General features: G+C 61.0%; 16 protein-coding genes and 1 pseudogene. 12 read left to right on the top strand and 5 right to left on the bottom strand.

Features of this window, described 5'->3' with window-relative positions; genetic code table 11:
* Positions 1-2 precede the first annotated feature (2 nt).
* The 3 genes from gmd to ACIPIN_RS24195 form a co-directional block, all read right to left on the bottom strand.
* Positions 3-974, bottom strand: coding sequence for a GDP-mannose 4,6-dehydratase (gene gmd, locus ACIPIN_RS24205; RefSeq protein ID WP_401123088.1), 972 nt, complete (start codon positions 972-974; stop codon positions 3-5).
* Positions 971-1885, bottom strand: a complete 915-nt coding sequence (locus ACIPIN_RS24200) for a GDP-mannose 4,6-dehydratase (protein ID WP_401123085.1) — start codon at positions 1883-1885, stop codon at positions 971-973. Before ACIPIN_RS24200 ends, gmd begins: the two co-directional genes overlap by 4 nt.
* Positions 1886-2100: 215 nt before the next feature.
* Positions 2101-2316 carry a hypothetical protein gene (locus tag ACIPIN_RS24195; protein ID WP_401123082.1) on the bottom strand — a complete coding sequence of 72 codons (216 nt, stop codon included), beginning with the start codon at positions 2314-2316 and terminating at the stop codon, positions 2101-2103.
* Here ACIPIN_RS24195 and ACIPIN_RS24190 point away from each other — a divergent pair.
* From ACIPIN_RS24190 to ACIPIN_RS24160, 7 genes are all read left to right on the top strand, one after another.
* The gene (locus ACIPIN_RS24190; protein ID WP_401123080.1) at positions 2315-3865 is read left to right on the top strand and encodes a glycosyltransferase; all 1551 of its coding nucleotides are present in this window, start codon (positions 2315-2317) and stop codon (positions 3863-3865) included. The genes ACIPIN_RS24195 and ACIPIN_RS24190 overlap by 2 nt on opposite strands.
* Complete coding sequence (locus ACIPIN_RS24185) at positions 3859-5163, top strand: glycosyltransferase (RefSeq protein WP_401123077.1); 1305 nt, start codon at positions 3859-3861, stop codon at positions 5161-5163. Before ACIPIN_RS24190 ends, ACIPIN_RS24185 begins: the two co-directional genes overlap by 7 nt.
* Positions 5160-6047 (top strand): class I SAM-dependent methyltransferase, encoded by an 888-nt coding sequence (locus tag ACIPIN_RS24180; protein ID WP_401123074.1) that lies wholly within the window; start codon positions 5160-5162, stop codon positions 6045-6047. The genes ACIPIN_RS24185 and ACIPIN_RS24180 overlap by 4 nt, the downstream gene beginning before the upstream one ends.
* A complete protein-coding gene (locus tag ACIPIN_RS24175) occupies positions 6044-7198 on the top strand; it encodes an acyltransferase family protein (protein ID WP_401123071.1) in 1155 nt (384 codons plus the stop codon). The genes ACIPIN_RS24180 and ACIPIN_RS24175 overlap by 4 nt, the downstream gene beginning before the upstream one ends.
* Entirely contained in the window at positions 7192-8025 is an 834-nt protein-coding gene (locus ACIPIN_RS24170; protein WP_401123068.1) for a class I SAM-dependent methyltransferase, read from the top strand. The genes ACIPIN_RS24175 and ACIPIN_RS24170 overlap by 7 nt, the downstream gene beginning before the upstream one ends.
* Positions 8026-8098: 73 nt before the next feature.
* A complete protein-coding gene (locus ACIPIN_RS24165; protein WP_401123066.1) occupies positions 8099-9298 on the top strand; it encodes a DUF3142 domain-containing protein in 1200 nt (399 codons plus the stop codon).
* On the top strand, positions 9285-11429 hold the full coding sequence (locus tag ACIPIN_RS24160) for a hypothetical protein (protein ID WP_401123063.1): 2145 nt from the start codon (positions 9285-9287) through the stop codon (positions 11427-11429). The genes ACIPIN_RS24165 and ACIPIN_RS24160 overlap by 14 nt, the downstream gene beginning before the upstream one ends.
* A 3-nt stretch (positions 11430-11432) precedes the next feature.
* Here the strand turns inward: ACIPIN_RS24160 and ACIPIN_RS24155 are convergent, their stop codons facing one another.
* Positions 11433-12062, bottom strand: a complete 630-nt coding sequence (locus tag ACIPIN_RS24155; RefSeq protein WP_401123060.1) for a LysE family translocator — start codon at positions 12060-12062, stop codon at positions 11433-11435.
* Between the two features lie 144 nt (positions 12063-12206).
* On the opposite strand from ACIPIN_RS24155, the gene ACIPIN_RS24150 reads away from it, so the two are divergent.
* A complete protein-coding gene (locus tag ACIPIN_RS24150; RefSeq protein WP_054594814.1) occupies positions 12207-12680 on the top strand; it encodes an Lrp/AsnC family transcriptional regulator in 474 nt (157 codons plus the stop codon).
* A gap of 6 nt (positions 12681-12686) precedes the next feature.
* Here the strand turns inward: ACIPIN_RS24150 and ACIPIN_RS24145 are convergent.
* Positions 12687-13717: pseudogene (locus ACIPIN_RS24145) on the bottom strand (dihydrolipoyl dehydrogenase family protein).
* 243 nt (positions 13718-13960) lie between these two features.
* Between ACIPIN_RS24145 and hflK (ACIPIN_RS24140) the strand changes: the two are divergent.
* Genes hflK (ACIPIN_RS24140) through ACIPIN_RS24125 form a run of 4 tightly spaced genes read left to right on the top strand, consistent with a single transcriptional unit; the run spans position 13961 to position 19942 of the window.
* Complete coding sequence (gene hflK, locus ACIPIN_RS24140; protein ID WP_401123057.1) at positions 13961-15934, top strand: protease modulator HflK; 1974 nt, start codon at positions 13961-13963, stop codon at positions 15932-15934.
* Entirely contained in the window at positions 15931-16980 is a 1050-nt protein-coding gene (gene hflC / locus ACIPIN_RS24135) for a protease modulator HflC (protein ID WP_401123055.1), read from the top strand. Before hflK (ACIPIN_RS24140) ends, hflC begins: the two co-directional genes overlap by 4 nt.
* Positions 16977-18035 carry a protease modulator HflK gene (gene hflK / locus ACIPIN_RS24130; protein WP_401123052.1) on the top strand — a complete coding sequence of 353 codons (1059 nt, stop codon included), beginning with the start codon at positions 16977-16979 and terminating at the stop codon, positions 18033-18035. Before hflC ends, hflK (ACIPIN_RS24130) begins: the two co-directional genes overlap by 4 nt.
* The gene (locus ACIPIN_RS24125; protein ID WP_401123050.1) at positions 18032-19942 is read left to right on the top strand and encodes a cation-translocating P-type ATPase; all 1911 of its coding nucleotides are present in this window, start codon (positions 18032-18034) and stop codon (positions 19940-19942) included. The genes hflK (ACIPIN_RS24130) and ACIPIN_RS24125 overlap by 4 nt, the downstream gene beginning before the upstream one ends.
* Positions 19943-20148 lie beyond the last annotated feature (206 nt).

The raw sequence follows: 20148 nt of genomic DNA, 5'->3' as shown, positions 1-20148 counted from the left end.
GCCTACTCCTTGGCGACGCGTTTCATGTCCGCATCCATCATCATGCGGATCAGGGTCTGCAAATCTGTTTTTGGCTTCCAGCCCAACAGCCGTTGCGCCTTGGCCGGATTGCCCAGCAGCACATCGACTTCGGCCGGGCGGAAAAACGCCGGGTCGATTTTCACGAAGTCACGGTAATCGAGGCCGACATGCTCGAAGGCGATCTGGCACATCTCGCGGACCGTGGTGGTGACCCCCGTGGCAATCACGAAGTCATCGGCCTTGTCCTGTTGCAGCATCAGCCACATGGCTTCGACGTAGTCGCCGGCAAAGCCCCAGTCGCGCTTGGCGTCGATGTTGCCCAGGCGCAATTCCTGCTGCTTGCCCTGTTTGATGCGGGCGGCGGCGTCGGTGACTTTGCGGGTCACGAATTCGATCCCGCGCAGCGGTGATTCGTGGTTGAACAGGATGCCGCTACTGGCGTGCAGGTTGAAGCTTTCGCGGTAGTTCACGGTGATCCAGTGGCCATAGAGCTTGGCCACCCCGTAAGGGCTGCGCGGATAGAACGGGGTGTTTTCGTCCTGTTGCTCGGCCTGGATCAGGCCAAACATTTCGCTGGTCGAGGCCTGGTAGAAACGGCTGTGCGGGCTGAACTGACGGATCGCTTCGAGCAGGTGGGTCACCCCCAGACCGTCGACGATCCCGGTGGTCACGGGTTGGTCCCAGGACGCGGCGACAAAACTTTGCGCGGCCAGGTTATAGATTTCGTCAGGGGCCGACTTGAAGACCGCGCGCTGCACCGAGCAGGCGTCTGCCATGTCGCCGTCCAGGTAGACGATGTCGCCTTCGACGCCCATTTCGCGCAGACGCCAGCGCGAGTCGCTGCTGCGCCGCGCCACCAGACCGTGGACTTTATAGCCCTTGTCGAGCAGCAACTTGGCCAGGTAGGCGCCGTCTTGACCGGTGATCCCAGTGATCAGTGCACTTTTAGTCATTCTTGTAATACCCGTGACTCCCAGTCGGACAGAATCGCCCGCAAGGATTGTTGTGTTGTAAGTTCAGGCGCCCATCCTGTGCTCTGGTGCAGCTTGGCATGGCTGCCACAGACGCGACGCTGTTCTGCGCGGCGAAGGCGCGCGGGGTCTTGAATCAGTTGCATATCGACCTGGGCCAGATCCGCCATCTGCTCGATCAGGCCGCGGATGCTCCGTTCGACCCCAGAGCAAATGTTGTAGACCTGCCCGGGCGCACCGCGCGCAAGTAATGCGAGGTAGGCGGAAACGACATCGCTGACATCAAGAAAGTCGCGCGTCACGTCGATGTCGCCGACTTCAAGTTCAGGTGCTTGCAGGCCGTGCTTGATCCGGCAGATCTGCCGGGCGGCGCTGGCAATAACGAAGCTGTCCAACTGCCCGGCGCCGATGTGGTTGAAGGGCCGCGCGACCAGTACAGGCCAACCTTCGGTCATGCCCCATTGCAGACACAGCATCTCCGCCGAGAGTTTGCTCACGGCATAAGGATTACGCGGGCAGGGCGGTTGGTGTTCGTCGATCGGCAAGGCGCTTTCGCTGACCTGACCGTAGACATCGCCAGAGCTGACATACAGGAAGGTGCCGTTGAAGCCTCGGGCCTTGAGGGCTTGCAGCAGGTTCAGGGTACCCAGGAGGTTGACCTGAAAAGTCTTCGCCGGGTCACGAAAGGCTTCGGGGACAAAGGTTTGTCCTGCCAGGTGAATCACCGCATCGGGCATGTGCGGCCACAGGCCGTCGAGGCTTTTGGGGGCGCAAAGATCATAACGGGATGTGACAGGCGACAATTCCCACTCCGACTCGGAAGAGTTCAGACGGGATTGGATGTGACGTCCTACGAATCCATTCAGACCCGTAACGAACAGACGCTTCTTCAAGCAGCAGCCCCCTCAATGAGCAGACTTCGTCAACCCCCAGTCTTGGCTGGTTAAATCCGGATTGCTTACGCAGTTTTCTCGGAAATATCTGGTACGAAGGTTTTGTTTTAATTGTTTGGTCGTCAATCTGTGCCAATTGTGCGGCAATTTCAACAGGTCCAACCGTGACCGGTCAGTTCTCGTCAACGTAGCCTGATTTATTCTCGCCGGGCGGTTCACGGATCCCCAATGGATGTGTTTAGAATGCCCCTCGTCATGATCGCCCAGGGTTCGGCCGGGTTGTTCAGAAACCCCGCGAAACTGACCATTAAAACAAGAACGTAGACGGACAAGGAGACGATGGACGAGGGCAGGCAAACGCCGACTCGATCCGTGGCTTTGCCGTCATAGAGCGAGGCTGCCGGGACGGCGGTTTCATCGTGAGATGCCATGAATTTCATTCTTTACTCGGACATCAACGACAGCTCCATCAGCCAGAGCCTCGGTCGCCCCGAATACAGTTATTACTTCGTGCTCAAGGCCTATCGCCCAGTGCTCGAAAGCCTTGGGCGAGTGCATGTGGTGTCCTCCACCGCCGAGGTAGACCCCCTCTATAACCAACTGCTCGCCGTTGGCGAAGACAGCCTGTTTCTGTCCTTCACGCCACCGCAGAACACCCCGAACGACCTTGAGTGCCCGACGATCTGCGTGGTGGCCTGGGAGTTCGATTCGATTCCCGATGAGCAGTGGGACAACGACCCGAAACAGGACTGGACGCAAATGCTGGCTCGCCAGGGCCGGGTTATCACACTCTCCAGTCATACCGCCCGGGCGATCCGCCGGGCCATGGGTGAAGACTTCCCGGTGTTGGTATTGCCGACACCGTTGTGGGAGAACTTCGCGGCCATTCGTAGCCGACACACCAGCCTGCCGGTCAATCCGGGTTCGTCCCTGGACATCAAGGGTTGCATCCTCGATACCCGCGTTCTCGGGTTGTCCGCCGACTCGCTGACCCCTGATCAGCAGGCCGAACTCGATGCCTTGTTACCGCCACCACTGACGTTGAAACGGCGCTTTGTCATCGCCAAACATTACCTGCGCCTGTGGGCGCTGGATCTGGGCAAGGCGCAACCGGTGCCGGTCCATCGCACGCACTTCCTGAGTCGGTGGTACTGGGAGGGCATTCACGATCTGTTATCGGACGCTGCTCATAACCGACTGGCAAACCACCTGCCGGCCATTGCCGGCCCGCAGTCGCTTGTGGTGCCCGAACCCGCGCCGATGGATTTGCCCGATACCACGGCCCAGGTCGAAACCCGGGTCGATGGTGTGATCTACGTCACCGTGTTCAACCCCCGGGACGGTCGCAAGAACTGGCATCGACTGATCTCGGCGTTCTGCTGGGCTTTCCGGGAAACCGAGGACGCCACGCTGGTGCTGAAGATTACCCACAACGATCTGTCGTCCTACTACACCGAACTGATGACCTTACTGGCGCAACTGTCGCCGTTCGCTTGTCGGGTGGTGGTGATGCACGGTTATCTGGACGATCCGCAATACGCCCGGCTCTACGAAGCCGCCAGCTATTACGTCAACGCTTCGCGCTGCGAGGGCCTGTGCCTGCCGCTGATGGAGTTCATGGCCAGTGGCAAACCGGTGATCGCCCCGGACCACACCGCCATGGAGGACTACATTGACGAGCGTGTGGCGTTCGTGGTCGAGTCCAGCGAAGAGCTGACCATCTGGCCTCAGGACACTCGCATCATCTACCGCACCCTGCGTTACCGGCCGGACTGGGGCTCGTTGAAAACGGCTTACGAAAACAGCTATCGAATGGCCAAGGAGCAGCCGCAGGATTATCAGCGTATGTCCCGCGCCGCCATCGAACGGATGCACAAGTACTGCGCCTTCGCCCCGGTGCAACAGCGCCTGTCGGATTTTTTCGGGCTGGCACCGCTGACTTCGCAGGCAGCGACCGTGACGGATAACGCCTTATGCTGATCATCATTCATTCGGAAACCAACCAGCACACCATTGCCAAGAACCTCGGCCGCTCGGAGTACAGCTATTACTTCGTGCTCAAGGAGTACCGACCGGTGCTGGAGCGGTTGGGGCGGGTGGTGGAGGTCAGCGATCCGCAGACCGAAGTCGATGCCTTGTATCTCGACTGCCTGTCCCGTGGGGAAGACTGCGTGTTCCTGTCGTTCTCGCCGCCTCATCGCACACCCGTGCACTTCGCCTGTCCGACCCTCGCGGTGTTTGCCTGGGAGTTCAGCACCATTCCCAACGAGCCATTTGCCGGAGAACCACGCAACGACTGGCGCAACGTATTGCGAGCGTCAGGCGCTGCGATTACCCACTCCAGCTACACCGTTAATGCCGTGCGCGAGGCAATGGGCGCCGATTATCCGATCGTCGCGGTGCCGGCGCCGGTGTGGGATCGTTTTGCCGCGCGCGGTGCGCAGTTACAGCGCCAGCCGTTGGCCAGTCAGGTGCGATTGACGATCAAGGGATTGCTGGCAGACAGTCGCCAGCTCGACCTGCGTGCCTTTGGTCCTGCGCATTTGCGCGCCGGCAAGGGTATCAATTTCCAGGCGCCGGCTCGCGAGCACGAGTTAGTCCTCGACGGTGTGATCTACACCTCGGTGTTCAACCCAAGTGACGGGCGCAAGAACTGGGAAGACATGCTCAGTGCCTTCTGCGTGACCTTCCGCGAGGTGGAAGACGCGACACTGGTGCTTAAACTGACCCACCACGATGCCGAAGAAGCGCTGACCGACATCCTCCATCACTTGTACAAAAATCAGTCTTATCGCTGCCGCATCATACTGATTTACGGCTACCTCGCGGATGCGGACTACGAGCGTCTGGTGCAGGCCACGAGTTACGTGGTGAACACGTCCTACGGTGAAGGCCAGTGCCTGCCGTTGATGGAGTTCATGTCCTGCGGCAAACCGGCAGTCGCGCCACGCACCACGGCGATGATTGATTACCTGGACGCCGACAACGCATTCCTGATCGACACCACCGATGAGCTGACCGCCTGGCCCCACGATCCACGCCGGGCGTTCCGCACACTGCGTTATGTCACCAACTGGGCATCGTTGTGCAGGGCTTATCGGGCCAGCTATGACGTAGCCCAAGACGATCCCGAGCGTTACGCGCAGATGTCCGCTCACGCGGTGGCCAGTCTGGAAACCTTCTGTAGCCAGGCAATCGCTGCGCAACGCCTCGGAGAGTTTTTCGCCCGACTGTTCGAGACCCACGCTGTGTCTGCCGTGGAACCCCCCGAGGCATGATCCGCGCACTGTTGAAACGCCTGCTTCCTGCGGTGAAGTCCGACCCGTTACCGGTTGTGCCGAGCCCGGTGTCACCCAGGGATGTGGGCTTGCACGACGCGATGCTCGACGGCTGGTTTCTGGGTGACAGCGGTGAGTTGCTCAAGGGTTTCGCCATCACGGCGGATGACACCTTGCTGGACGTCGGTTGCGGTGAAGGTGTGGCGACTTTGTTTGCGGTACGTCAGGGCGCGTCGGTGATCTTCACTGACAGCGAACACGACAAGGTCCGCAGCCTCGCCCGGCAGGTGGAAGCACAGTCGGACAAGCCGAGCCTGGGGCTGGTGAGCAACAGCCTGCCACTGCCTTTGGCCGATGGCTGCGCGAGCAAAGTTGTGTGCATGGAAGTGCTCGAGCACATCGATCAGCCCGAACCGTTCATGGCCGAGCTGGTGCGTATGGGACGTCCCGGGGCGCTGTATCTGCTGAGCGTTCCGGCGCCGGTGGGCGAGCATTTGCAGCAAGGCATCGCACCGGCCAGCTATTTTCAATCGCCCAATCATGTGCAGATTTTTACCCCGGAACGCTTTGCCGCGTTGGTTGAAGACGCAGGGCTTGTGATCGAGCATCGTCAGGCCACCGGGTTTTTCTGGGTCATGGGCATGATCTTTTTCTGGGCCAGCGAGCGGGCTGCCGGTCGGGATCTGGGGGGCGCGGTGCGAGACCGAATTCAGGCGCCGTACCCGCCGCTGATGGAGAGCTGGGCGAAAACCTGGCAAGACTTGCTGGCGCAGCCCGATGGCCTTGCGATCAAGCAGATGCTCGACCGGTTTATGCCCAAAAGCCAGGTGGTCATCGCCCGCAAACCGGCGGATACCGATGCAACGTCCAGGAGGACGGCATGAGCAGCAAACGGATCATGGACATCGAGTTATTGCGCGGTATTGCGGTGCTCGGCGTACTGATTCATCACCTGCAAGGCAGCCTGTTTTCGGATACGGTGCCGCTGTTGCACACCATTACCGAGTATGGGCAATCCTGGTGGGGCGTCGATCTGTTTTTCGCCATCTCGGGTTTCGTCATCGCACGCAGTCTGATACCGGCGTTGCAAGGCTGCAGCACGCGTCAGGAGTACTGGCAGCAGACGCGCAACTTCTGGCTGCGGCGAGCCTTCCGGCTGTTGCCGTCAGCGTGGCTGTGGCTGGCGCTGATGTTGTTGGCGTGTGTGTTTATCAATCGCTCCGCAGCCTTCGGCACATTGCACGCCAACCTGCAGGCGACGCTGGCCGGGGTGGCGCAGTACGCTAATTTCCGTTTCGCCGACAGCTTCTACCACTACGAGTACGGCACCAGTTTCGTCTACTGGAGCCTGTCGCTGGAGGAGCAGTTCTACCTGTTGTTTCCGCTGCTGATTCTGGTCTGTCGCAAGCATCTGGTGTGGGCACTTCTGGCGCTGGTCGCGGTGCAGCTGTTGACGTTGCGCACGCCGCTTCTGATGGTGGTCCGCACTGACGCGCTGGCCCTCGGCGTGCTGTTGGCCATGTGGAGTACGCGACCTGGGTATGTGCGCTGGGAACCGACGTTCTTGCGTCGGCCGTGGGCCGGTGTGTCGGTGCTGGTGGCCGGTGTGGTGATGCTAAGTGTGCTGGCCACCGATCGCTTCACGTTCACCGATTATCGTATCGGCGCGATTGCCGTGCTCAGCGCGCTAATGGTCTGGGTGGCGTCCTACAATCGTGACTACCTGATGCCACGGGGACTGCTGAAGAGTCTGATGATCTGGATCGGAAGTCGCTCCTATGGCATCTACCTGATTCATATCCCGGCCTATCTGCTGGTCCGCGAATTCACCTTCCGCTTACAGGCGGCTGGTCTGGCTAGTCCGGCAGGCCATCCGATCCTGACGTTGCTGATCGCTTGCGGGCTGATCGCCCTGTTGAGCGAGCTCAACTACCGCTTTATCGAAATGCCCATGCGCAATCGCGGCGCCTTGCTGGTGCAACGTCTGGGCACGTCCCGAACCGCCGTCCCATCCTCTGGAGTTACCTCATGCTGAGCCTTTTGAAGAAACTCACGGCGAGGGCTCCTGCCCCCGCTCCCGTGCAGCCAGAAGTGCCCGCAGCCAAGGTCGATCCGTTCATGCTGGGCTTGTACGATGCGGCCCTCAGCGGCTGGTTCAATCAGCAAACCGGTGAGTTGTTCACCGGTTTTCCGGTGAGCGCCGAGGACACATTGCTTGATGTCGGCTGCGGTGACGGTGGCAATGTGCGTTTCTGTGCCGCGCGCGGTGCAAGGATCATCATCGCCGATATTGACGCGGCCAAGGTCGAGGCGACCCGTCAGCGTCTGAGCGACACGATCGCACCCAGCGTCGAGTGTCACGTGACCGACTGCGCGCCGCTGCCGATCGCCGATGCGACGGCGACGCGGGTGGTCTCTACCGAGGTCATCGAACATGTTGACGATCCGGCGCAGTTCCTCGCCGAACTGGTGCGGGTCGGCAAGCCCGGCGCGCTGTATTTGCTCAGCGTCCCGCATCCCAGTTCCGAAGACCTGCAAAAAGACATCGCGCGCCCCGAGTATTTCCAGAAGCCCAACCACATCCGCATCATCAGCGAAGAGCAGTTCAAGCAAATGGTCAGCGATGCCGGCCTGGAACTGATCAGCCATAGCCAATACGGCTTCTACTGGTCGATGTGGATGTTGCTGTTCTGGGAGGCCAACGTCGACTTCGCTAACCCCGATCATCCACTGCTCCATCACTGGGCCGAGACCTGGCAGGCGGTGCTGGATTCGCCGCGCGGGGCGCAGATCAAGCAGGCGCTGGACGCGGTTGTGGCGAAAAGTCAGGTGATCATTGCCCGCAAGCCTATGGCTGCGTAGGCTAACGTGCTGAGCAACAAGGGCCCTTAGAGGCCCTTTTTGCGTTAAGGGATTAACTCAGCCACAGGCCTTTATGTCAGCGACTTTTTTCGTCCGTTGCGCACTACTGCTAGTCGCTGTGCTGCTCAACGGTTGCCAACAGCAGGACGCGCCGCCTCTCGATCAACAGCTTTACGTCTGGCAGCGGCAATGGACCGAGGCCCATGACGACGCCCTGGCTCAATCGCGCGGGGACTTTTCGACGCTGCGGGTGCTCGCCTTACAGACTTATCCACAGGCCGGCTGGCATCGTGCGCGAATCAATCCGGCGCTATTGAAAAACGATGGTCGCCCACTGATTGCGGTGATTCGACTCGATGGCCAGCTCAAGACCCTGGATCAAACCGAAGCCACGGCGCAGATCCAGCGGGTAGTGGCCGATTGGCAAGCCGAGGGCCTGACGCTGGCCGGCGTCGAGATTGACCACGATGCCGGCACGGCGCGCTTGCCGGCCTACCGTGAGTTTCTCGCCGGGTTGCGCAACATGCTGCCGGCCGCGCTGAAACTGAGCATCACCGCGCTGCCCACCTGGCTCGACAGCCCCGAATTGCCGGCGTTGCTGGCGGTGGTCGACAGCAGCGTGTTGCAGGTGCATGCGGTGAGCAATCCCGAACATGGCTTGTTTGATCCGGCGCAGGCCAAACAATGGGCCGGTCGCTGGGACCGGATTACCACGAAACCCTTCTACCTGGCGTTGCCGGCGTACGGTATCGCGCTGCTGCCGGGGGACGGTGGGGCGCCGATGGTCGAAAGCGAAGTGCCGATCGATCGTGTTGGGCGACGCCGTGAGCTGCTGGCCGATCCGCTGCAGTTATCGAAACTCGCCAGCCAACTGCGCGCCGAGCCACCGCGCCATCTGGCCGGGTTGATCTGGTTCCGTCTGCCGCTCAAAGGCGACAGGCGCGCCTGGAGCCTGGCGACGTTGCGTGCGGTGGCGCGGGGGGATCGACTGGCGAGTCAGCTCAACCTGAACCTTTCCAATGACGACGGTCTGTACGACATCAGTGTGAGCAATCGCGGCAATCTCGACGGTGGTTTGCCCGAGCGCGTGACGCTGGCGGTCACGCAATGCGATGCGGTGGATGCGCTCAATGGTTATGCCGTGCAACAGACGCCCGGACAACTCAGCTTTACCCGCCTCAAAGACGGCCGTTTGCCGGCAGAGGCCAAGCGCACTCTTGGTTGGGCGCGCTGCACAAAAATTGATCAAGGAAGCTCATATGTCTATCCGTAACTGGCCGTGTCATTTGCTCGCTTTAAGCCTCTGTCTGCCGTTGGGTTCGGCGATGGCCTGTGGGCCCAACTTTCCGATGCGTTTGCTCGGCGATCGGGCACAGACCCTGGGCGAATTGCCGGAAGGCAGCTTCCGGTTCGAAGTGAATCGCCTGGGCAAAGCCATCGCCGGTCTGAAGCGTGCCGAGATGATGACGGTCGACTACGTTTACGGCACTGACAATGATCTTTATGTGCAGGAGCGGAACACGGCCGAGCAGGTGGGTTTGAGCGACTCTCAGCGTGCGCAGGTGGCGCAGCTGCGAACGCTTCAGGACGCGCAACAGGTGCAAGCCGAGGGCGCCAGCCTGCCGCCTGAACTCAGCCTGTACACTACTGGTGCCGTGGCCTTCAGCGCGGGCGAGCATGCCGTGGCGGCGGAGTATTTTCGCAAAGTGCTGGCGCTGCCGGCCGATCAGCGTGCATTGCGCAGCACCTGGGCTGCGTATTCGCTGGGCCGGGCCTTGTTCGCGATTGGCCAGGAGGCCAATGACCTCGACGAAGCTGGGCGCCGCGAAAGTCTGCAACAGGCCCGTCAAGCTTTTGTGCAGGCTCGCCAATTGAGTGTCGAAGGCTTTAGCGATCCTCTGGAGCTGGGCATCGCCAGTCTCGGCGAGGAAGCGCGGCTGGTACGCCAGGCGGGCGACTGGAACACCGCTATCGAACTTTACGCGACTCAAAGTCTGCAAGGCTCGCAGGTCGGCTACAGCTCGCTTAAGCAGTTGATGGGCGAATTGAGCGCGATGCCAGAAGCGCAGCTCAGCGAGCTGCTCAAGGGCAAAGCCGTTCAGCAATTAGTCACGGCGGCGCTGATCAGCCATGTCGGCTGGTCGTACGGTGAACAACCGCCAGCTGAACAGAAAATGATCAAATCGTTGGTCCAGAGTACCGTCGGCAGCCTGGATAATGCTGACCGCCTGGCGGCGCTGAATTATCAGATCGGCGACTATGCCACCACCCAAATCCTGCTCGAACACGCCGGTGACGGCGGGCTGGCCTGGTGGCTGCGAGCCAAAATGGCCTTGCGTCAGGGTGACAAAGCGGCGGCTGCCAGCGCCTATGCCAAGGCGGCCAAAGCCTTCCCGCAGGACGAAAACTGGGGCGAGCGCAGCACCTTCAGCGGCGATTATGAAACCCTCAAACCCGGCTGCCGGGTCGACGGTGAAAGTGCGTTGCTGGCGCTGGACCGTGGCGACTATCTGCAAGCCTTCGAACAGCTGTATCGCAGCCAGGATCTGTATTGGCAGGACGCGGCCGTCGTCGCGGAGCGGGTGCTGACCGTCGATGAGCTCAAGCAGTTTGTCGACCGCCAGGTGCCAGCGCCGGCGCCGTTGACTCAGCAGGAGCGCGAGCGCTACGTGCCTGTACCGGTCGCGGCGCGTCTACGCGACTTGCTCGGTCGTCGATTGCTGCGTGAGGAGCGCTATGACGAAGCGTCGGCGTACTTCGATAATCCCGAGTTGCAAGGCAAAGCTCGGGCCTATGGGCAATTGCGTCAAGACGCCGAATCACGCTGGTGGCCAACCCGTCGCGCAGCGGATTATTTCAACGCAGCCAGGATGGCTCGCGAGTGGGGTATGGAGCTGCTCGGTTACGAAATGGCTCCGGATTACGCCACTTTTGATGGCAACTACAGCCTTGAGAGTACTGAGCTGAAAGTCGGTCCGCTGATCACCGAAGGTGAGGTGCAACGACAGCAGGCCAGCGCAGCCAAACCGGATGAGCGCTTCCACTACCGGTATATCGCCACGGGGCTGGCCAGCAAAGCCGCCGACCTTTTGCCTCATAGCAGCCAGGCCTTTGCCGCGGTGCTGTGTACCGCTGCGGGTTGGGGAACCAGTCTTGAGGAAGAGAGTGCGTTCTATCAGCGCTACGTCAAAGAAGGCCCGTATGTGGATTGGGCCGTGAACTTTGGGCATCAATGCCCCTATCCCGACTTCCAGAACGCCGATAAACGTTACGTGACCCAAGCGCTGGAGCCCGTGCGTTCAACTTTGCGGCCGTATAAAAAGTGGCTGCAGATGGGAAGCGTGGTGGTAGTCACGGCAATCGCCTTACTGCTGATCAATCGCCGTCGGCGCAAGGCGTCGTAGGTTTCAAGCCTGCTGGACGAATGTCAGGCGCAGCGCAAAACCGATCAGCAAGCTGCCAAACAGCCATTGCTGCACGCGCTGCGCCGAAGGGCTGCGTTCCAGCCAGCGGCCGAGCCAGGCGCCGATCAGCGCGTAACAACTGTCGAACAGCAAACCGGCCACCACCAGCAATACGCCCAGGGTCGCGAACTGCGTCAGCACCGGTCCGGCCTGCGGGTCGATGAACTGCGGCAACAGCACCGAGCAGAACAGCAGCGCTTTGGGGTTGAGCAGGTTGGTCAGCAAGCCGCGCTGGATTGCTTCGCGCCACGCCAGTTTTGAATGTGCGGTACCACCAGCATTCAGATTCGGCAACATGTTGGAGCGCAAGCATTGAATACCCAGCCACAGCAGATAGGCCGCACCGGCCAAACGTACTACCTCAAAGGTCCAGGGCGCAGCCTTGAACAGCGTTGCCAGGCCCAACGCAGCCAGCGCAACGTGGCAACCACGGGCAATCGCCAGGCCGATAGCGGTGGCCAGCGCCGCAGCTTTGCCCTGCCTGGCGCCAGTTTGCAGCAGCAGAATCATGTCCGGACCGGGCAACAGATAAACCACTGCCAAGGCCAAAAAGAACATCCAGAGTTCTGCCATGTTGCACCCCATTCGTTAGCGATTCGGTGATCAAAGTCTATGGCCGAAGGGCAGGGCAGGTGCTTGCGTAGTCGCTCTCGGAAACGGCTAGACTTGGCAGCTTCTGCCAATCGATGAATAAAAACAGTCAGGAACTGCCAAACCATGAAACTGGATGCCTACGACCGTCGAATCCTTGCCGCGCTGCAACGCGACGGTCGCCTGAGCAACGTGCAACTGGCGGACGAGATCGGCCTGTCGGCTTCGCCGTGTTTGCGTCGGGTGCGGATGCTGGAAGAGGCCGGGGTGATTCGCGGGTATCAAGCCAACCTGGACCGCGACGAAGTGGGGCTGGGGCTGACCGTGTTTGTCGGGGTCAAGGTCGAGCGCCACAACGACGAAGAGGCCGAAGCCTTTCGTTTGGCGGTGACGGCATTACCCGAGGTGATTTCGGCGTTTCTGGTGTCAGGCGAATCGGATTTTCTGCTGCAAGTGGTGGTGCCGGATTTGCGCGGTTATGAGCGCTTTCTGACCGGCAGCCTGCTCAAGTTGCCGGGCGTGAGTGATATTCGCAGCAACTTTGCGATTCACACCGTGAAAACCCCAGGGCCATTACCGCTGGGGCATTTGCCGAGTTGAGGCACGCTACATCTGCGTCGCCATTCCTTCGACATTCATCGCCGCCTGACGCAAGGCTTCCGAGCGGGTCGGGTGCGGGTGGCAGGTCAGGGCAATGTCTTCGGCTGAGGCTGAAAACTCCATGGCCACGCAGTATTCGCCAATCATCTCACTCACACTTGGCCCGACCAGATGCACGCCCAGCACCTCGTCCGTCCGTTCGTCCGCGAGTACTTTGGCGAAGCCTTCGGTCTCGTGGTTGATCTTGGCGCGACTGTTGGCGGTAAACGGAAATTTTCCGACCTTGTAGGCGCGGCCTTCGGCCTTGAGCTGCTCTTCGGTCTTGCCGACGCTGGCCAGTTCCGGTTTGGTGTAGATCACGTTGGGGATCAGGTTGTAATTCACCTCGCTGGCCTTGCCGATGATTTGCTCGACGCAGGCCATGGCCTCGTCTTCAGCCTTGTGGGCAAGCATTGGCCCAGAGGTGACATCACCGATCACCCAGACACCTTGAGCTTCAGTGCGGTGGCCGTTGTTGGCCAGCATGCCGCGTTTATCCGTGGCGAGGTCGACGTTCGCAAGACCCAGCCCTTTGGTGAAGGGGCGTCGGCCGATGGCTCGGAGCCGGTGGCGATAATGATGTCCTTGGCGCTCAGTTGAGTCCTGGTGCCCTGGCTGTCGGTCACGGTGACCTTGCCCGGGCCGTCGATATGACCCCAGCCCTTGATCCAGTCGACCTTGTTTTTACGAAAGAGAAACTCGATGCCCTGGGTTAGCCCGGCTACGCTTTCATCTTTCTGCTTCATCATTTGTGCGAGATTAAGCGTCGGCTTGACCTCGATCCCGAGGTTGGCGAACTCGTGACCCATCGCCGCGTCGTAGAGTTCGGAGGCGTGCAGCAGCGCTTTGGAAGGCATGCAGCCGACGTTGAGACAGGTTCCGCCCAGCGTCGCGCGGCCTTCGACGCAAGCGGCCTTGAGGCCCAGCTGGCCGGCACGGATTGCCGCGTTATAGCCGCCGGGTCCACCACCCAGAATCACGACGTCGTAGGTACTCATGGCTGTACTCCTGTATTGGCGATCGACGAGAGAAGAGATGCCGCAATAAAAATTATGATTGTAATATGAGTGCACCGAGCGCGCTGAGTCAAGGCCTCAGCCAGTGCCGCATTGCGGTTTGGTGATGGGCGGGGAGCAAAAAATTCACTACCATCGTTATATCGTAACGATATAACGATGGGTGCAGCGGCCTGGTGACTTATCCACAGGCCAGGTTCAGGTAACAGCAAGTACTGAGGTGGTATGCAAGTCGATTTGGAGGCTGAGGGGGCGAACGTGGAAGGACTGCCGCGTTTTCAGCAGGCGGTGTTTCACGGACGTCGGTTGAAGCTGGTGGGCATCGGCCTGGCGAGTATCGCGGCGGCAGGATTGTTGCTGGCGTTTTTTGTCGGGCTGTTTGCGCCGAAATCGCTCTGGGCGCCGCTATTGGTCAGTCAGTCCTCGGCGTTGATCGTGGTGGTGGCCGGCCTGCAATCGGCCTGGTGGGTCACCCAATGGCGGGCGCGGGCGCTGGTTGAACCGGTGGTTGTGCTGGCTGCAGAACAGGTCGAACCCACCGAGGCGCTCGGTTGGTATGAGCGACTGTTGGCGCGCATTGGTGAGCGCTGGGTCGGGTTGCTGGCGCAGATCGGCGCGCCGACGCTGTGGCTGGCCTGTTGGTCATTGCTGGCATTGTTCAGCATCGAACAGTTCTGGAACCTGACATTACCCGCTGCTGCGCTAGGCCTTTCGGCCAGCGTTGGGGCGGCGATATCGTTGCTCCTGGCGTTCGGTTTGCTGGTGTGCGAGCGCCAACTGGCCCAGGAACATCCCGCCGAATGGCCTGAAGCCGGGCAGTTGGCGCAGCTCACTCGCGTGGCGATCATCTGTCTGGTGATCAGCGCATTCTGCCTGTTGTTCAGCAGCGAAACTGCCGTCTGGCCGGTGCGCCTCGCTGTGTTGATCGGTTTGTTGCCGGGGCTGGTCGCCGTAGAGTTGTTGCTGCGTGCGGGGCTATCGTTGTTCAGTCCACGTCGCGAACTGCTCGAACCGACGCTGCTGGCGCGCAGTTTTGTCGCGGATATGTTGCGTTGGCCGCCGCAACCCCTGTTGGCGTTGCAGCACGAATTGCATAACCGTTTTGGTATCGACCTGCGGCAGATCTGGGCTTTTACCTACATGCGTCGGGCGTTCTTGCCGGTGTTGACGGTGGTGCTGGCGGTGGGTTGGTTGCTGACCGGGATTCACGAAATACCACTGCAAGGGCGGGGGATCTACGAGCGCTTCGGCAAACCGGTGCAGGTGTTTGGCCCGGGTTTGCATACCGGTCTGCCTTGGCCGCTGGGCCGGGTGCTGAGCGTCGAAAATGGCGTGGTTCACGAATTGGCGGCCAGCGTCGGTGACGCGCCGGCGGTGATGGCGGTCTATTCTGCGGAAGGGCCCGCGCCGGCGATTGCCAACCGGTTGTGGGACGCCAGCCACGTGAATGACAAGTCTCAGGTGATTGCCAGTAGCAGCAACGATAAACAGAGCTTCCAGATCGTCAACATGGACGTGCGTTTCGTCTATCGCATCGGTCTGAGCGATCAGGCCGCGTTGGCAGCGACCTACAACAGCGCCGATGTACCAACGCTGATTCGCAGCACTGCCAGCCGGATTCTGGTGCACGACTTCGCCTCACGAACCCTCGACGGTTTGCTCGGCGCAGATCGGGTAGGGCTCGCCGAAGACATTGGTCGTGCAGTGCAGGCCGATCTGCAGAAACTCGACAGCGGCGTGGAAATCCTCGCCACGGTCGTCGAAGCGATTCATCCGCCGGCGGGTGCAGCCAACGCTTATCACGGTGTGCAAGCCGCGCAGATTGGCGCACAGGCGTTGATCTCCCGCGAGCGCGGTGCGGCGGCCGAGCAGACCAATCAGGCGCAATTGCAGGCCAGTGTCGCCCATGACCAGGCGCTGGCTACGGCCCGCGAGGTCAACGCCACGGCCCAGGCCGCCGACCTGCGTTTTGCTGCCGAGCGCAAGGCCTACGCCACAGCCGGTCGGGCTTTTGTGCTGGAGCAATACCTCGCCCGGCTGAGCCAGGGTTTGGCCAACGCCAAAGTATTGGTTCTCGATCATCGTCTGGGTGGCAACAGTACACCGACCATCGACTTACGCAGCTACACGTTACCCGCCACCTTACCGACTGACACTTCGCCGTCACGTCAGCCCGTTCAGTCAGGAGCCGCCAATTGAGCCCGTCGCATTCCCACGAGCCGCATGATCATCACGACCACGCCGGCCATGACCATGGCCATGGCGGGCATCATCACGGCCACCACCATCATCACCATGGCGACCCGCAAGAGGCGGGGCCGTTTCCGTGGCGGCGGATGGGCTGGGCGGCGCTGCTGGTGCTGTTTGCCATTGCGGCGGCCAGCCTGGTGCAAGTGCGCTCGGGCGAGGCGACGGTGATTACCCGTTTCGGCAATCCTTCGCGGGTGCTGCTGGAACCTGGCCTCGGCTGGCGCTGGCCGGCACCGTTCGAGGCGGCGATACCGGTGGACTTGCGGCTGCGCACCACCTCCAGCGGTTTGCAGGACGTGGGCACGCGCGATGGTTTGCGGATCATCGTTCAGGCCTACGTCGCGTGGCAGGTGCAGGGTGATCCAGACAACGTGCAGCGCTTCATGCGTGCGGTACAGAACCAGCCGGACGAAGCGGCGCGGCAGATTCGTACGTTCGTGGGCTCTGCGCTGGAAACCACCGCCAGCAGTTTCGACTTGGTCAACCTGGTGAACACCGACGCCAACCAAGTGCATATCGCCGATTTCGAGGCGCAACTGCGCAAGCAGATCGATCAGCAACTGCTGACCACTTACGGTGTGCGTGTGCTGCAAGTCGGCATCGAACGCCTGACATTGCCGTCAGTGACCCTAACGGCCACCGTCGACCGTATGCGCGCCGAGCGTGAAACTATTGCCACCGAGCGCACGGCCATCGGTAAGCGCGAAGCGGCGCAAATCCGTTCGGCCGCCGAGCGCGATGCACGCATCGTCCAGGCCGACGCCACGGTGAAAGCTGCAGACATCGAAGCCCAATCGCGGGTTGAAGCTGCGCAAATCTACGGCAAGGCCTACGCCGGTTCGCCACAGCTGTACAACTTGCTGCGTTCGCTGGACACCTTGGACACGATGGTGACGCGGGGCACCAAGTTGATTCTGCGTACCGATGCCGCGCCATTTCGGGTGCTGGTTGATGGACCTCCGACGCTGGATAACAAGTCTGGGTCGCAGCCATGAGCATGGTTCCACGTGGAACAAATGAACTCAGCAGCCCGTGGATTCAGGCAGGGCGCCTGACATTTCTCGCGCTCTATGCAGTAACGGTGTTGGCTGCGTTGGTCTGGGCTTTCTCCAATGTGCGGCAGATTGATCCGCAGAATCGCGCCGTGGTGTTGCACTTCGGAGCGCTGGATCGCATTCAAAACGCCGGTTTACTGTTGGCGTGGCCGCGTCCGTTCGAGCAGGTGATTTTGTTGCCAGCGGCGGATCGAGTGATCGAGCGGCGGGTTGAGAATCTGCTGCGCTCGGATGCCGCGCTGCAAGGTGAGCGCGTGGCGAGTTTCGCCACGCCGCTAAGCGATGCGCTGGCTGGTTCGGGGTATTTGCTCACCGGCGATTCTGGCGTGGTGCAACTGGACGTTCGGGTGTTTTACAAAGTGACCGAGCCTTACGCCTTTGTCCTGCAGGGTGAACATGTGCTGCCGGCGCTGGATCGGTTGGTGACTCGCAGTGCGGTGGCGCTGACGGCTGCGCGAGATCTGGACACCATTCTGGTCGCTCGGCCGGAGTTGATCGGTGCCGACAATAAGGCCGCGGAGCGTCGCGAACGATTGCGCGGTGATCTGGTGCAAGGGATCAATCTACGCTTGGCCGAATTGGCCGCGACGGGGCAGGGGCTGGGCATCGAAGTGGCACGGGTCGATGTGCAATCGAGTCTGCCGGGACCTGCGGTAAACGCTTTCAACGCGGTACTCACTGCCAGTCAGCAGGCGGATAAAGCCGTGGCGAACGCACGTACTGAAGCCGAAAAACTCACTCAGACCGCCACCCAACAAGCTGATCGGACACTGCAAGTTGCTCACGCTCAAGCCAGCGAGCGCCTGGCCAAAGCGTCTGCCGATACTGCGACGGTGCTCAGCCTGGCGCAGGCGCAACAGCAGGGGACCGACCCGGAAATGCTCCTGCGGATCTATCGCGAGCGTATGCCGAAAATTCTCGGTCAGGCCGGCTCGGTCACTACGGTCAACCCTAAAGACGATTCCCGCCTGATCATTCAGGGAGCCGAACAATGACAGCCCAAACCGCCGCCGCGCCAAGCATGCTGAGCACGGCCGAACAACGCAGTGCCGCACGCCAATTGACCTTGGCGATGCTCGCTTTGGGCTTGCTCGGTTTGGGGCTGGTCTGGCGTTGGTTATCGCCGGAGCAAACCGGTGTCAGCCAACTGCTGCTTGGGCTGGCTTCGTTGCTGGTGGCTGTTCCCGTCATGCGTTCGGCCTGGTACAGCCTGCGTTACCCAAGCCTGCACGGGATCACCGATCAACTGATCGCTCTGGCGATGATGGGCGCCTGGGCTACGGGCGATCTGCTGACCGCAGCCTTGTTGCCGATCATCATGATCTTCGGCCACGTGCTGGAAGAGCGCAGCGTGATTGGCTCTCAGGAAGCGATCCACGCGCTTGGCCGTCTGACGCGTAGCCACGCGCGCAAGGTTCAGGCCGATGGCTCGATTATCGAAATCGACAACGGCGCGCTGAAAGCTGGAGACATCGTCGAAGTGCGCGCAGGCGATCGAGTACCGGCCGATGGGCTGGTGCTGTCCGGCCAGGCGAGCCTGGACACCGCGCCGATTACCGGTGAATCGGTGCCGCTTGAGGCCACCGTCGGCATGCAAGTGTTCGGCGGGGCGATCAACCTTGATGGTTTGCTGCGGCTGGAAGTGACCCGCACCGGCAACGAATCGACCCTCGGCAAAGTCATTGCGCTGATGCAAAGCGCTGAGCGTTCCAAACCGCCGATTACCCGTTTGCTGGAGCGCTACGCCGGCAGCTACATGGTGCTGGTGTTGTTGTTGGCCGCTGTGACCTGGTTCGTCACCAATGATGCGCAAGCGATGCTCGCGGTACTGGTTGCTGCGTGCCCGTGCGCCTTGGTGCTGTCGGCCCCAGCGACGGCGATTGCCGGGATCGCTGTGGCTGCGCGCCACGGCATCCTGATTCGCAGCTCGGCGTTCCTCGAAGAGCTGGCGGACCTGACATCGCTGGTGGTCGACAAAACCGGCACCCTGACGTTCGGCACGTTGCGTTTGCAGTCAATCGATAGCCCGGTCGAGGACCGCAGCACCTTGCTGAAACTGGCTGCCAGCCTCGGCTCAGCGAGCAGTCACCCGGTCAGTCGGGCGTTGGCCGGGTTGGTCGCTCAGGAGCATTTTCTGCTGCTGTCGGACATCCGCGAGCGTCAGGGTCTGGGTGTGGTGGCAATGACCGAACAGGGTGAAGCGGCGCTCGGCCGACCAGAGTTGTTTGCGCAGTTGGGCATCACCACCTCGACGGTACCGGAGCACGACGGGCCGATTGCCGGTCTGGCGTTGAATGGGCGTTTCCTCGCGTGGTTGTTGCTGGCTGACAGCGTCAAACCGGAAGCGCGTTTTGCCTTGAGCGAACTGCGCGAGCTGGGCCTTGGTCGACAGTTATTGTTGACCGGTGATCGACAGAGCGTCGCCCATAGCCTGGCCCATGAAGTCGGTATCAGCGATGTTGAGGCTCAGGCCTTGCCGGAGGACAAGCTCAACCGCGTCCTGACCGAAATCGACAATGGCTTCCGGCCGATGGTGGTCGGCGATGGCATCAACGATTCGTTGGCGCTCAAGGCTGGCGTGGTCGGAGTGGCCATGGGCGCGGGCGGGGCGGACATTGCCCTGGCCTCGGCTGACATCGTGCTGATCGGCAGCGACCTCCGCCGGCTCGGTACCTGTGTACGCCTGAGTCGCCAGTGCCGGCAGACCTTGCAGGTCAATGTGATCATTGGCCTGGGCTGGACGCTGGCGATTGTTGCGTTCGCCGCGTTTGGCTGGCTGGGTGCGGCAGGGGCGATGATTGCTGCGGTCCTGCACAATCTCAGTACTTTGCTGGTGCTGGGTAATGCCGGGCGTTTGCTGCGGTTCCAGGAGCCACTGCTCAAGCTCAAAGAGGAGGGTTGAGGGCTTGGCCTTACCAGGCCAGCCTGACACCCGACGAGGCGCAGGCACTGAACGGCTGGAGCTTTGCCGAACTGTGCGCACAATTGACAGTCAACTGTGGAGAGGGTGCACCTCTTCACGCCGTCACTTGGATGAAACAATGGATTTACGACAGTTTGTTGCACCGTCGTGATTCATAGGAAAAGGCTATTAAATCGATAGCCAGC

The organism is Pseudomonas sp. NPDC087697, assembly GCF_044743155.1.
Lineage (GTDB): Bacteria > Pseudomonadota > Gammaproteobacteria > Pseudomonadales > Pseudomonadaceae > Aquipseudomonas.
Note: the sequence above shows the minus strand (reverse complement) of the source record. Positions and strands in the feature narration are given on the sequence as shown.

What these genes read in the sequence shown, in the direction of transcription:
- ACIPIN_RS24190 (WP_401123080.1), top strand. Translation starts at nt 2,315, where the DNA reads ATGAATTTCATTCTTTACTCGGACATCAACGACAGCTCCATCAGCCAG.
- ACIPIN_RS24185 (WP_401123077.1), top strand. Translation starts at nt 3,859, where the DNA reads ATGCTGATCATCATTCATTCGGAAACCAACCAGCACACCATTGCCAAG.
- ACIPIN_RS24160 (WP_401123063.1), top strand. Translation starts at nt 9,285, where the DNA reads ATGTCTATCCGTAACTGGCCGTGTCATTTGCTCGCTTTAAGCCTCTGT.
- hflK (WP_401123057.1), top strand. Translation starts at nt 13,961, where the DNA reads ATGCAAGTCGATTTGGAGGCTGAGGGGGCGAACGTGGAAGGACTGCCG.
- ACIPIN_RS24155 (WP_401123060.1), bottom strand. Translation starts at nt 12,062, where the DNA reads ATGGCAGAACTCTGGATGTTCTTTTTGGCCTTGGCAGTGGTTTATCTG.
- ACIPIN_RS24165 (WP_401123066.1), top strand. Translation starts at nt 8,099, where the DNA reads ATGTCAGCGACTTTTTTCGTCCGTTGCGCACTACTGCTAGTCGCTGTG.
- ACIPIN_RS24125 (WP_401123050.1), top strand. Translation starts at nt 18,032, where the DNA reads ATGACAGCCCAAACCGCCGCCGCGCCAAGCATGCTGAGCACGGCCGAA.
- ACIPIN_RS24175 (WP_401123071.1), top strand. Translation starts at nt 6,044, where the DNA reads ATGAGCAGCAAACGGATCATGGACATCGAGTTATTGCGCGGTATTGCG.
- ACIPIN_RS24180 (WP_401123074.1), top strand. Translation starts at nt 5,160, where the DNA reads ATGATCCGCGCACTGTTGAAACGCCTGCTTCCTGCGGTGAAGTCCGAC.
- gmd (WP_401123088.1), bottom strand. Translation starts at nt 974, where the DNA reads ATGACTAAAAGTGCACTGATCACTGGGATCACCGGTCAAGACGGCGCC.
- ACIPIN_RS24195 (WP_401123082.1), bottom strand. Translation starts at nt 2,316, where the DNA reads ATGGCATCTCACGATGAAACCGCCGTCCCGGCAGCCTCGCTCTATGAC.
- hflK (WP_401123052.1), top strand. Translation starts at nt 16,977, where the DNA reads ATGAGCATGGTTCCACGTGGAACAAATGAACTCAGCAGCCCGTGGATT.
- ACIPIN_RS24150 (WP_054594814.1), top strand. Translation starts at nt 12,207, where the DNA reads ATGAAACTGGATGCCTACGACCGTCGAATCCTTGCCGCGCTGCAACGC.
- ACIPIN_RS24170 (WP_401123068.1), top strand. Translation starts at nt 7,192, where the DNA reads ATGCTGAGCCTTTTGAAGAAACTCACGGCGAGGGCTCCTGCCCCCGCT.